Raw genomic sequence first — 13,689 nt, 5'->3', positions numbered from 1 at the left:
TTAACTCGGATTAATACTGGCTAGATAAAATTCCATTTTCACGCCAGCAAGCTGAATCACATCATGATCTCTCAGCTCATATGCTTGCGCACCTATAGAATCACCATTAACAATAGGAAACACTTTTCCTTCCACATGTGTCACAAAGTAACCTTGGGATCGCTTAGTAATGACAGCCACTTGTAAGCCAGTTTTACCTAAGGTGGTCAGGGCTTTATTAAGTGTCAACTCGCGCCCTATGCTTGAACCATTTAACACCTGAATTCTTCCGACCACTATTCCAGACGTCGGAGTTTCAGTTATTTCAGGTATTACTATTTTCTCTGGAACAACTACTTCTGACTCTTCCGCAGTGGAAGTTGCTTGAGCTTGTGCTTGCGCTTTCATCATTACTGTTAATTCTGCTGGGCGGAAAAATACAGTTTTTTCAAAGGCTGAATTATGAGGACTTTGCTTATGAGGCGTAGCCTCCATCACAAATTTTAATTGATGCTTTCCAAATGAAATTAAATCTCCAGACTGCAACAAATAGCTTTTGATTAATTTGTTGTTAACCTCGGTACCGTTAGTACTTTCTTTATCCTCAATATAATAGTCATCGCCATTTCTCAATATCACGGCATGTTCACCGCTTACGGCTAAATTATCGATGTAAATGTCATTGTTTGGTCTTCGGCCAATTGTAGTGCGCTCTTTATCAAGTTGAAACTCATTCAAAATCTTATCTTCTAAAATAAAAATCAGCTTAGCCATTATCCACCCTACTATTTTAACCAATTAAAAAAGTTATTGTGCCAAGTCTTAGTGCACTCAAAAGACTCTTTGACCTTAACAAGTATGACAGAAATATTATCTTTTCCACCATTGTCATTCGCTAGCTGAACTAGCGCTTGTGCTGCCGCATTCATATCGGAGGTGAGCTTGTTAAGCACAGATTGAATTGCATCATCATCAGCTAAATCACTTAAGCCATCTGAACAAACTAGGTAGATATCGCCCACTTTAACGTCGTACACCTTAAGCTCTAGCTCAACTTCGAGGTCAATCCCCAACGCCCGTGTGACTAAATTTTTATTGTTGGCATGTTTTGCTTGTTCTTGTGTAATAAGACCCGCTTTAATCTGCTCTTGCAATACTGAGTGATCCTCAGTTATTTGGCTTAACACTTGATCGCGCAACCTATACATGCGCGAATCGCCAATATGTCCTACAAATAATTTATTATTAAAAAAAACACCTACAACCAGCGTGGTTCCCATTCCAGCACACTGCGGCTGGGATTGGGAAACACTATATATGACTTCGTTAGCATTATTAACGGCATCATAAATCAGTTGTGCTTCAGGTTGATGACTTGCTAAACATTCCATTAACTCAGCGGTTATACTGAGCACAGCCATTTCGCTTGCCACTTCACCAGCTCTGTAGCCACCCATGCCATCAGCAAGCACTACAAAGCCCATCGCTTCATCACTTGCAACTGCATCTTCGTTATGATCGCGCTGTAAACCAACATCAGTTAAACGCACAATTTCTAGTACGCCACTTAAATTCATGTTAGTCACTAAGCCATGCGTTAGCAACGCGTTGAGCGGTAGCATTTGCTACTTTTCTATCAAAAATATGCCGTAAGACTAGTAACATAATTGAATCAGAAATTTTAAGGGCATGAGCATTTTTTTAATTATCAATTGCCATTACACATTTGAGTAAATTATTAATAGCATAAAGTTTTTTGATTTAAAATTTTTTTAACTTTTACTATTTTGCACTTCTGAAGCACGCACATCAGCTGCCAGCTTATCTAACACACCATTGATATATTTATGGCCATCAACCCCACCATAAATCTTAGCTAACTCTACGCCTTCATTAATCACTACTCGATAGGGAATACTCATATCGAACATCAATTCACAACCAGAAATTTGTAAAATGGCGTGTTCTATGGGACTTAACTCACTGACTTTGCGGTCAATAAATGCTGCCATTTTTTCATCAAGTTCAGTGGCATGCTCACCAACAGCTTCAAGTAATTGTTTAAAATAGGCTTCATCGGCCTTGGCGTAATCTGGATCGTCTGCCATATCGCGATACACTGCGCTCATTTCGGACTGATTCAACATACCCCGATAAACTGCTTTTAATACCAACTCACGTGATTTTCTACGGTTTTGACCTGACTTCTTTTTTGCTGATGGTTTTTTTGCTACATTATTTTGATCAGCTTCGTTTTGTACAACAAGGCTGGTTAATAAAGCGTCATTCTCAGCCATCATAGCGATCTAACCAAATTAGCCATTTCAATGGCTACTTGTGCGGCTTCAGCACCTTTAACATGCATACGCGCAATCGCTTGGTCATCATCTTCAGTCGTCAGCACGGCGTTTGCTACTGGGATGCCAGTGTTAAATTGCACCTCAGAAATGCCGCGTGCTGACTCATTAGAAACCACTTCAAAATGGTAAGTTTCACCGCGAATAATTGCACCTAGCGCAATCAAAGCGTCAAACTTTTCACTAATCGCCATATGTTGCAAAACCAATGGAGTTTCTAACGCGCCTGGCACGGTTGCAATGGTAATATCATCGCTAGCAACGCCTAACTTCAGCAACTCTGCCGTACATGCACTAAGCAAACCATCACCAATATCACTATTAAATCTTGAAAGTACTACGCCGATTTGCAGGCCTGTTCCATCTAAGTTTTTTTCAATTTCTCTCACGTTTTATCCTTAAGCGCTACTGCACAATTCACAAAACCGTATTTTACCGCATATCGCTAATAATGATTTAGTAAAATGGTCATATTGACGCTCTACATCTGATTTATTGAAATAATCCCCAAGCCTTTTGAATAGTGCTCCAAACACCATAACTGATAGGAACTAAGACCAAAGCCCATGCAAGTACTACCAATATTGGATGGCTAGTCGATTGCGAAGTATTATTCACCGTAGAGTTTGTATTAGTAGCATTAATAACATCAGATTTTTCATGCGCCGATTTCCTTACAGCTTCAAGCTCGGTATCCGTCATGTAGAATTTTCCAGCCACAGGCTTAACTAAAAAGTTCGCGATAAAACCCACAACAAGTAAACCTGCCAGCACCATAAATATGGGCGCATATACTTGGTCAAATGGCACTTTAGCTTCTAAGCGCGTGTCATGCATATAATTCACTACGACTGGCCCTAAAATTCCAGCTGTAGACCATGCTGTGAGTAAGCGCCCGTGAATCGCACCCACAAACTGCGTACCGAACATATCCGCCAAGTATGCAGGTATCGTAGCAAAGCCACCACCATACATAGAGGCAATCACACAGAAAGCCCCTACAAATAAGGCTAGTGATTTAAAACCCGCCACATAAGTTGCGGTGCAATACATCAACGCACCCAATACAAAGAAAATGTAGTAAGTCCGTTTACGTCCTAATTTATCCGATGAAGTAGCCCAAGCAAAACGGCCAAAAATATTAAATAATGAAATCAAGCCAACGAAACCCGCCCCTACTGCCGCGGCCGCAGCAGTCAGTGCTTCATCTTTTTTTATGTCAGCAAAACCAATGTCAGGCTGCCCTATTAGTGCGCCGCCAAAGGTTTCTTGTAACATAGGTGCAGCTGCGCCAATAATACCGATACCTGCAGACACATTCATACACAACACCAACCACAACAACCAGAACTGTGGTGTTTTGTGGGCATTATTAAGATGAACATGTTTGTTAGAAATCATCACATTATTTTGTGATGCCGGAGGTGTCCAATTTGCAGGTTTCCAGCCTGTTGGCGGTACGCGATAGCTTAGCGAACCCCACAACATAAATACAAAATAAATAGCAGCTAAAGCAACGAATGTCTGCCAAACGCCTGGATTATTTGGTGTTGCGAAGTGCAACATCAATTTAGCGGCAAGCGGTGAGCCTATCATCGCACCACCGCCAAAACCCATAATCGCCATGCCAGTAGCCATGCCGCGACGATCAGGGAACCATTTAATTAAAGTGGAAACTGGTGAAATATAACCTAAACCAAGGCCTATACCGCCAATTACACCGCTACCTAACCACATTAACCACAATTGATGCGCATACACCCCGTATGCAGAGATAAGCAAACCGCCGCACCACAAGACCATAGAGACCAAACCTGCTTTACGCGGGCCTTCACGTTCTAGCCAGCCACCCCAAAGCGCAGCCGAACAACCGAGCAGCACAAAAAATAGAGTAAACATCCAACCTAAATCAAACTGTGTCCAATTACAGTCTGTCGCAAACAAAGCCCTTGCCGTGCCAGAAAGCTTTTCAGATAAATTAGTTGCTCCAGCCGCACAAGCAGCTAAGGGCTTGCCATCCACACCCATTAGTGCATTACCTAAGGGCTTCCAGAAAACACTAAACCCATAGGCCATACCGATGGACAGATGTACAGCCAATGCAGCTGGGGGCACTAGCCAGCGATTAAAATTTGCATTTGCGGTAATATGCTCTTTGGATAAAAAATTCGCCATGCCAGCCTCTTAAATATAAGAATTATTATTGCGTAATTACAACATGTTACATGATGTAACAAATTAAAAAAAATGGCAATTCAAAACGTGGTAATTGGGTGCAAGCGCTTTAAATATAAGTACTCTTGTGGAATTTTAAAATTCATTATTTGTCATTAAAATGTCACATTTAAATCATAAACTGGCAAAAATAAAGTCATAAAAAGTATATCCAAGAGGAAATTATGCCAGCCAATATATTAGTTGTGGAAGATGAACCAGCGATTCAGGAACTACTCGCGCTAAACATTACCCAAGCGGGACATAATGCCATGCGCGCATTAAGTGTAGAAATAGCACAAAACCTAATGCGTGAAACCATCCCCGACTTAATTTTATTGGACTGGATGTTGCCAGGAATGAATGGCCTAGAATTTGCCCGTTTGTTGAAATCAGACAACCTAACAAAGACTATCCCTATTATTATGCTAACTGCTCGGGGCGATGAATACGACAAAGTACGTGGTTTAGAAGTTGGCGCAGATGATTACGTCACCAAACCATTTAGTCCACGCGAATTAAATGCACGCATTAAAGCCGTGTTACGTCGCCGCGCACCACAAATGACAGATGATCCAATTGAAATGGCTGGTCTACGACTAGACCCAACCACTCATCGTGTCACTGGCAATAACAAAACGATCGACCTAGGCCCAACTGAGTTTAGACTATTACACTTTTTTATGACGAATGCTGAACGTGTTCACACGCGCAGCCAGCTTTTGGATAAAGTTTGGGGCGACCGGGTGTTTGTTGAAGATCGCACAGTAGACGTGCATATTCGCCGTTTACGTAATGCACTTTCCCTATCAGGTCACGAGGATTTAATTCAAACAGTTAGAGGCGCAGGCTATCGATTGTCAGAAAAAAACGATTAACTATACGATTAATATAGCAATTAAATATATACGTTATAGCTCCATATTCTGCTTGAAAGCTCGCTATAATTGAGTACGTCAATTTATTGAAAATGTTAATCTGTGCTAGATATTCGTTGGAAAGCTGGTTTATTCGTTTGCGCGCTTAGCGCCATTTGCCTATTTTTCTGGTTAATCACTAGCATTAATACAGCTCTAATTGTATTTGCTGCAGGTCTTCTAATCTATCTAATTAGCCATGTATATTGGCTACATACCCTGCAAAACTGGTTTAAAAATCCATCTATCAAAGAAATCCCCGAAGGCTCTGGCGTGTGGGAAGATATTTTCATCGCACTGCTGAAATACGAGCGTAATAATAACCAAAATCAAAAACAACTTAACGCCGCACTTGAGCGGTTTAACCTTGCCACTAGTGCTATGCCAGACGGCTTGGTGATACTGAGCGCCAGCAATGAAATTGAATGGTGCACGCCCAATGCTGAACATCAACTTGGCTTAAATCTAGCTACAGACAAAATGCTTCCACTGGTTAACTTAATTCGCAACAGTCACTTTATTGCTTATTTATATAATGAAAAATATGATGAGCCTTTTAAACTCAAGTCTTGGCGAAATTCTGAAGTTATCCTCGAAATTCAGTTAATACCATTCGCCAACAATCAAAAGCTATTAATCTGTCGCGACATGACACAACACGAAAAAGTGGACGTGATGCGTAGAGATTTTATTGCGAATGTTTCACATGAGTTACGTACACCGCTCACCGTGGTAGGTGGCTTTTTAGAAACGCTGTCTGACATGGAAGGCGCGGTGCCAGATAACTTAAAAAATTATTTTGCCATGATGGAAGATCAAACCATACGCATGCGCCGCATTATTGAGGATCTACTCACGCTTTCGACTATAGAGAGTAATACCGAAGAACCTGACGACAGTGAAATTGATATGTCGAGTTTATTAAAATCTGTGCAAAATGATGGCATTGGATTAAGTCAGGGCTTGAATAAAGCGAAACATATCATTCACCTTGAAGCTGATTCTAGACTCAATCTGATTGGCGCCGTGGATGAGCTACGTAGCGTTTTTAGCAACTTAGTGAGCAATGCAATACGCTACACGCCTACAGAAGATAAGAAATCAGGTAAAACGGGTGAAATCTTTATCCGTTGGGCATTACAAAATGGTGAACCTGTGTTTTCTGTGCGCGACACAGGTATTGGTATTGAACAACAGCACATTGATCGACTCACTGAGCGGTTTTACCGAGTAGACCGTAGCCGCAGTCGTGAAACTGGCGGTACTGGGCTTGGATTATCAATCGTGAAACATATTTTAATTCGTCATCAAGCCAAACTAGAGATCACTAGCGAGTTAGGTGTAGGAAGCACATTCAGCGCAGTATTCCCTAAAGCACGAATTGCACTTAAAAAATAACTGATTAAAAATGCGCCCCGCCATTATTGCTCTGCTAATTGTGATGTTGCCAGCTTGTGCCAATATTTCCAACAACACCGCCACTCAAGCCGCCAAGCCAATTCCAGAGCAAGGAGACCGCACAACAATTAACCAGCTTGGCAAAGGCGACTCCGACCGCATGGCCGATGTTGAAGTACGTGAAAACACGGAAAGCCTGCGCTTACTGATGTTAAAGCTATATAAACGCAACCCACACGAGTTGCAAAAAAGCACAACGGATATTGCAGAAAAAATGGTCAATTGGGTTTTCAATGGTGAAACGCAACATCATTACCTATTTGAATCTATACACAATCAACAAGGTACCGAAGCTATATTTTTAGCGTTTAAACCAGAGTTTACTGGCGATAGAGTATTAGCTTTTATCGTAGGGCTGCAAACGATGCTGCTTAAAGCGCACGGTAACAAAACCGACTTTTACCTAAATGACAGCATAGATCCGCAACATATGTATAACATGTCGAGAAACATTGAGATTGCATCTTGGAAACTCTCCAATGCTAGAAATGAAAGCGGAGCACTGTATTTACTGAGTAATGAGATTAACGATAAAGACAAAAATCTATCATTCGAACGTGAGTTTGGAAAAATGATAGGCCGTACAGATTTATTTGCTATCACCTTGGCAGAAAAATCACAGCGGCTTATTTCACGTGTGGTACAAAGCCTTGCAACCGCAGTTTTCTTGCCTTTCTAACTGGCAGCACAATTTAGATAATAAAAAAGGAGCCTAAGCTCCTTTTTTATTAAGCACCAGAATAAGTAGGCTAAAAATTATTTAGCCACCGAGTCTTTGGCTTCTTGCACCGCATCAACAGTTGCATCTCTAGCATCACCAGCAGCCTCCTTAGTAGCCGCAGCAACTTGTTTAGCCGCATTCTCAGTTTTAGCCGCTGCATCTTTGGCAGCATCAATAGTCGTTGCTTTCATTTCCATGACAGCTTCTTTCGCTTTTGAGGCAGATTCTGCTGCGGCATCTTCTGCTTTTTTGCTACAGGCGGAAAAACCTACAATCATCACTAAACTTGATAACAACACTTTTAGCATCTTATTCACTTATAAATCCTTTAAATAGTTGGTCTAGGATAAATAGGATTATTACTTGCTTGGAGCAACAGCTGGAGCAGGCTCTGCTACAAAAATTTCCACACGACGATTTTTAGCTTTATTTGCTGCAGTATCATTCGCTACCAATGGCTCACGTGAACCGCGACCATCTATAGTAATACGGCTGGTAGCAATGTTTTTGTTCGTTAGATAGTCACGCACGCTAGCTGCACGGTTCAATGATAATGGGTTATTCACTGCATCGCTACCTGAGCTATCCGTATGACCAATAATTGTCACATTGCTATTTGGATTAGTCACCAATCCACTCGCAAAAGTATCTAATATCGCTCTGAAGTTAGGCTGTACATCGGCGCGACCGACTGCAAACGAAATATCACTTGGAATATCCAGTTTCAAGCGGTTATCAGCGGTCTGCGTAACAGCTACGCCTGTACCTGCCGTAGCCTCTTCCATTTGTCTTTTTTGCTCTTCTTGACGTTTAGTCCACACGTTACCTGCCACACCACCCGCAGCCGCACCAACGGCAGCACCAATCACAGCACCACGTGTATTACCAGCAATCGCACCGACCACAGCACCAACACCAGCCCCGATTCCCGCGCCTTTAGCTGTACCTTTTTGGGTTTCTGTCATATTGGCACAACCGCCCAATGTAAACGCAACCAATATAGAACTTACAATAATTTTATTACGCATATTAACTTCCTTAACTAATGAAAACGACTATTGATTAACCAATTAAATTAACTATTCATTCACGTAAAAAAAGCATCTGGGAAATAAAATAGAAACTCAAGAACATCATTGATTATGAACGAGATGAAAAAAAAATTATGTTGGTTAACGCACACAAGAGGGTTTGTCTAACAATATAAATTTAGTAAGGATATTAACTAAATGTAAGAATCTTCAATAATTTCAGGTTAAATAAATATGAAATAGGAGAAAACCAATCAATCCTAGAAAAGCGCCCTGCTTCGATATTTAGAAAATATTAAAAGAATTAACATGCGCATTTGCTCGCTAAATACTCTTTTAATCCATTAATTTAATTATAAATCTTAAAGATTTATACTTGCTAGTTTTAAAGTAATTATTAAGAAAAAAACTAAGTTTGTTTTGAACTCCTAATTTTTTTCTTTCGAAATCAACTATTTTCCCGCTTTTTACAAACTCAATATACTGCCCATATAGCATTTGAGTAATGATAAGAGAATATGGGGCAAACTCACCAAAAATCTTTTCTCTATAATATTGCCGAATAAAGTCATCTATATTATTTGAAACAGTGGAAACCCAATAAGTATTTTGGTCAACTTCTTTAAACCAAAATGTATACTCATTTTTTCCAACAACAATGTGATAACGATTTAATGTTCTGATTTCTTCTGGCACGTATGACTCTTTTGAGTAACACAGAGGCAGATCGAGTTTACTAAATACCTGCAATGGTAATTGCAACGAGTAATGGGCACTTATAAAAGCCGACTTAAACAACCATAATCGAATCCTTTGAAGCATGATTTAGTAAGTCTATTGAGAACGCGTAGATAAATATTTTATTCAATATTCGTGAACACGTCCAGCAAAATACAATCACTCTAAATGACCCTTATTTTGCTGGCTTAACAAGCTTTCCTTATTTCACCCAATTACATTGTAATAACTTTACAACAAGACTTTCTCGATCCCGCCATTATTGACTCGCGCTACATATTCCGGCATCCAGTTCTCACCCAGAATATGTTTTGCCATTTCAACCACAATGTAATCTGCCTCAATGCCAGTATCTTCACCGTATCGTGCTAAGCCTTGTAAGCAGCTTGGACATGAAGTCAAAATTTTCACTTTTTCTTCAGGATTACCCACCGTTAAGCCCATTTTACCCATGCCTTTTTCCAGTTCTTCCTGCTTACGCATTTTGACTTGGGTAGCAATGTCTGGGCGAGCAACAGCAAAGGTGCCGCTTTCACCGCAGCAACGGTCATTCAACTGAACATCTGTTCCCATGAGTTTGTTCGTCACTTCTAGCGGCTTATAAGTCTTCATCGGCGTGTGACATGGGTCATGGTACATATATTTTGTACCTGTAATGCCTGCTAGCTTAATGTCTTTTTCCATTAGATATTCATGAATATCTAACAGCCTGCAACCAGGGAATATTTTCTCAAACTCGTATTTTTGCAGTTGATCCATACAAGTGCCGCAAGACACAATAACTGTTTTAATATCCAAATAATTGAGCGTATTGGCCACACGGTGAAACAACACGCGGTTATCCGTAGTGATTTCCTGACCTTTATCGTGATTACCACTTGCAGTTTGTGGGTAGCCGCAACACAAGTAACCGGGTGGTAATACCGTAATTGCGCCCACTTCATACAACATCGCTTGCGTCGCTAATCCTACGTTTGAGAACAAACGCTCTGAACCGCAACCTGGGAAGTAGAAGACCGCGTCTGAATCTTCAGTGACAAGTTTAGGGTTACGAATGACTGGAATCATCGTGTCATCTTCAATACCTAAAAGCGCACGCGAGGTTTTTGTCGGCATTTTTTTCGGCATCGGTCGATTGATAAAATGAATCACCTGCGCTTGAATTTCAGGCTTACCTACTGTTGCTGGCGGTCTGATTTTATCTTTTAACAGGTGGAGTTTCTTCGCCAAGTTATGCGCGAAAGTTTGCGCTCGATAGCCAATGGTGACCATAAAGGTGCGCATCAACTTAATTGTAGCTGGGTCTTTAGCATTTAAAAATGCCATGCCCAACGCCGTGCCTGGATTAAATTGTTTTTTACCTTGTTCACGTAAAAAGTTACGCATAGCGACTGAAACATCGCCAAAATCAATATCCACTGGGCATGGGTTTAGGCATTTATGACAAACCGTACAATGGTCGGCCACATCATTAAACTCATCAAAGTGTTTTAGTGAAATACCGCGTCGGGTTTGCTCTTCATACAAAAAGGCTTCTATCAATAAGGACGTACCTAAAATCTTGTTTCGTGGGCTATACAGCAAATTAGCTCGCGGCACGTGCGTGGTACACACAGGCTTACATTTACCGCAGCGCAAACAATCACTAATTGAGTCGGCAATCTCGCCAATGGCTGATTGCTCCATAATGATAGACTCTTGTTCAAGCAAACCAAAGCTAGGCGTGTAGGCATTCTCAAGCCCAGAACCCGCCATGAGCTTGCCTTTGTTAAAGTGACCATTCGGATCCACTTTATTTTTGTATTTAGTAAAAGCTTCAATGGTAGAAGTTTCCAAGAACTCCATTTTAGTGATGCCAATACCATGCTCACCTGAAATCACGCCATCCAAACCCTTAGCTAGCGCCATTACGCGGGCTACAGCGTCATGAGCGGTGCGCATCATTTCGTAATCATCTGAGTTCACAGGAATATTGGTGTGAACATTACCGTCACCAGCATGCATGTGCAAGGCAATGAATACGCGACCTTTAAGCACGGTTTTGTGAATTTCATCGCATCGATTTAATATTTTTTGATACTCACGACCCGCAAAAATATCTGCCATGGGGCGTTTAAGTTCACGTCTCCATGAAATGCGTAAGTCGTAAGATTGCACAGCACGAAACACATTTTCATATTGACCAAGTGATTCGCCCAGCTGACCGAGTACACTCACTGGTTCATCCAACGTGTTTAAAATCATGCGCCATTTAGCGCGTAAATCACGTAGTAATTGTAAAGCAATCAATTGCTTTGATTGGACCATTTGCGCATCGGCGTTGCCATCTTCATCGGCTTGCAAGGGTAGATCGCCTTGCATAAATGTTTCTAAAGCATCTAGCAATTGCAATTTGTTATTAATAGAAAGTTCGATGTTAATGCGCTCAATACCGTCTGAGTAATCACCCAAACGCGGTAACGGAATCACCACATCTTCGTTGATTTTAAATGCGTTGGTATGCTTAGCAATGGCGGCAGTACGCGCCCTATCTAACCAGAATTTTTTACGTGCTTCTGCTGAAACAGCGATAAAACCTTCACCGTCGCGTGCATTACACAAGCGTACGATATGTGAAGCGGCTTCGCCCACTGCATTTTCATCGTCAGAAGCAATATCAGCAATCAACACCATTTTAGGGCGCTGTTGACGCGCGGCTTTAGTCGCATAACCAACGGCTTTGATATAGCGCTCATCCATGTGCTCTAGACCTGCCATTAACACTAGTGGATCTTTTTTCGCGGTCGCGTCTAAATAATCTTTAATTTCAACAATGGCAGGCACCGCGTGCGATACGTTGCCAAAAAATTCTAATGCTACAGTGCGCACATGCTTAGGCATACGATGCAAAATAAATGTCGCAGATGTAATTAAACCATCGCAACCTTCTTTTTGTATGCCTGGCAAACCACTCAAAAATTTATCAGTAACGTCTTTACCCAAACCAACTTTACGGAAGCTAGGCCCTGCGATTTCTAAAATCTCAGGTTTCGACAATAAGGTTTTCATGTCTTCTGCATAACGGCTTACTTTAAAGCGCGCAATGGCAATATCATGAATTTTTCCTAGATTATGGTCTAAGCGCTCCACTTCTAGCCATTCAGCATCTGGCGTCACCATGCGCCATGAAGCAAGATTATCTAAAGCAGTACCCCAAAGCACCGCTTTTTTACCGCCCGCGTTCATGGCAACGTTACCACCTATGCAAGAGGCATCAGCTGAAGTTGGATCGCAGGCAAATTCTAAGCCGGCTTCACTTGCGGCCTCCATCGCGCGGCGCGTCACCACACCTGCGCCACACTCAATGGTCGCCACTTGCCTTGCCACACCTGGCAAGGTGCGCATTTGTATACCCGTATGTTGGTCTAGCTTTTCCGTATTAATCACGGCAGACATAGGTGTTAATGGAATCGCACCGCCTGTGTAGCCAGTACCGCCTCCGCGTGGAATGACTGTAAGCCCTAATTCGATACAAGCACGCACTAAATAGGCAATTTCTTTTTCCGTGTCTGGGTTAAGCACCACAAACGGATACTCAACGCGCCAGTCGGTGGCATCTGTAACGTGTGAAACTCTTGCTAAACCATCAAACTGAACGTTATCTTTACGCGTAATTTTCGTAAATTTAGCTAAGGCTTTTTTACGCAAATCATAAGTTTGGCGGAAATCATCAGCAAATTTATCTACAGCTTTTTTTGCAGCAGAGACCATTTTTTGTACTTTATCACTGGCGGTACTGCCCGTATTACGCTCATCAATCGCAGCAATGCGGTGATGCAAGGCATCTATCAAAGCCTTGCGACGCTTAGGATTTTCTAACAAATCATCCTGCAAGTAAGGGTTGCGGGTCACTACCCACAAATCACCCAGCACTTCAAACAACATGCGCGCAGAGCGGCCTGTTTTACGCTCCCCGCGTAATTCGTTTAAAGTTTCCCATATCCTCTCACCCAAGAACCGAATGACGATTTCACGGTCTGAGAATGAGGTGTAATTGTAAGGAATCTCGCGTAAGCGCGCTGCAGGTTTTGCTTCTGCATGATGAATATTGCTATGTAGTGGTGCGTTCATTGTTTTTTTGATCAAAGTCTTTTTGATAAATGTCTTAATAAATAGTTTTGCTATTAGATACCGTGATTATAACATGTTGAATCACGGCAAATAAGCGCGACTGTTTTGTGGTTATAGAACTTTTTATGACCTTTTTTAAAAGATTAAGTTGCGCATTAACTTGT

Annotated in this window: 12 protein-coding genes; 3 read left to right on the top strand and 9 right to left on the bottom strand. The window is 41.5% G+C overall.

Going from position 1 to position 13,689, the window contains the following annotated elements; genetic code table 11:
- From PSV17_RS12470 to PSV17_RS12450, 5 genes are all read right to left on the bottom strand, one after another.
- On the bottom strand, positions 1-753 hold the full coding sequence (locus PSV17_RS12470; RefSeq protein ID WP_300483137.1) for an FHA domain-containing protein: 753 nt from the start codon (positions 751-753) through the stop codon (positions 1-3).
- Between the two features lie 11 nt (positions 754-764).
- A complete protein-coding gene (locus PSV17_RS12465; protein ID WP_300483207.1) occupies positions 765-1,556 on the bottom strand; it encodes a Stp1/IreP family PP2C-type Ser/Thr phosphatase in 792 nt (263 codons plus the stop codon).
- 195 nt (positions 1,557-1,751) lie between these two features.
- A complete protein-coding gene (gene nusB, locus PSV17_RS12460) occupies positions 1,752-2,279 on the bottom strand; it encodes a transcription antitermination factor NusB (protein WP_300483135.1) in 528 nt (175 codons plus the stop codon).
- A complete protein-coding gene (ribH, locus tag PSV17_RS12455) occupies positions 2,276-2,725 on the bottom strand; it encodes a 6,7-dimethyl-8-ribityllumazine synthase (RefSeq protein ID WP_300432867.1) in 450 nt (149 codons plus the stop codon). The genes nusB and ribH overlap by 4 nt, the downstream gene beginning before the upstream one ends.
- A 103-nt stretch (positions 2,726-2,828) precedes the next feature.
- On the bottom strand, positions 2,829-4,511 hold the full coding sequence (locus tag PSV17_RS12450) for an OFA family MFS transporter (RefSeq protein ID WP_300483132.1): 1,683 nt from the start codon (positions 4,509-4,511) through the stop codon (positions 2,829-2,831).
- Positions 4,512-4,735: 224 nt separating this feature from the next.
- Between PSV17_RS12450 and phoB the strand changes: the two genes are divergently transcribed.
- From phoB to PSV17_RS12435, 3 genes are all read left to right on the top strand, one after another.
- Complete coding sequence (gene phoB / locus PSV17_RS12445; RefSeq protein ID WP_013147205.1) at positions 4,736-5,428, top strand: phosphate regulon transcriptional regulator PhoB; 693 nt, start codon at positions 4,736-4,738, stop codon at positions 5,426-5,428.
- Between the two features lie 102 nt (positions 5,429-5,530).
- A complete protein-coding gene (gene phoR, locus PSV17_RS12440; RefSeq protein WP_300483127.1) occupies positions 5,531-6,865 on the top strand; it encodes a phosphate regulon sensor histidine kinase PhoR in 1,335 nt (444 codons plus the stop codon).
- Positions 6,866-6,875: 10 nt separating this feature from the next.
- On the top strand, positions 6,876-7,604 hold the full coding sequence (locus tag PSV17_RS12435) for a hypothetical protein (RefSeq protein ID WP_300483125.1): 729 nt from the start codon (positions 6,876-6,878) through the stop codon (positions 7,602-7,604).
- Positions 7,605-7,681: 77 nt separating this feature from the next.
- Here PSV17_RS12435 and PSV17_RS12430 read toward each other — a convergent pair whose 3' ends face one another.
- From PSV17_RS12430 to PSV17_RS12415, 4 genes are all read right to left on the bottom strand, one after another.
- The gene (locus tag PSV17_RS12430; RefSeq protein ID WP_300483123.1) at positions 7,682-7,963 is read right to left on the bottom strand and encodes a hypothetical protein; all 282 of its coding nucleotides are present in this window, start codon (positions 7,961-7,963) and stop codon (positions 7,682-7,684) included.
- Positions 7,964-8,005: 42 nt separating this feature from the next.
- A complete protein-coding gene (locus PSV17_RS12425; protein WP_300483120.1) occupies positions 8,006-8,674 on the bottom strand; it encodes an OmpA family protein in 669 nt (222 codons plus the stop codon).
- A gap of 339 nt (positions 8,675-9,013) precedes the next feature.
- Positions 9,014-9,373 carry a hypothetical protein gene (locus PSV17_RS12420; protein WP_300483118.1) on the bottom strand — a complete coding sequence of 120 codons (360 nt, stop codon included), beginning with the start codon at positions 9,371-9,373 and terminating at the stop codon, positions 9,014-9,016.
- 273 nt (positions 9,374-9,646) lie between these two features.
- The gene (locus tag PSV17_RS12415; protein ID WP_300483115.1) at positions 9,647-13,525 is read right to left on the bottom strand and encodes a DUF3683 domain-containing protein; all 3,879 of its coding nucleotides are present in this window, start codon (positions 13,523-13,525) and stop codon (positions 9,647-9,649) included.
- Positions 13,526-13,689: the final 164 nt, after the last annotated feature.

It is taken from the genome of Methylotenera sp., from assembly GCF_029946165.1.
In the GTDB taxonomy this organism is placed as follows: Bacteria; Pseudomonadota; Gammaproteobacteria; order Burkholderiales; family Methylophilaceae; genus Methylotenera.
The sequence above is the reverse complement of the archived record's forward strand: the minus strand, read 5'-3'. Positions and strand labels throughout refer to the sequence as shown.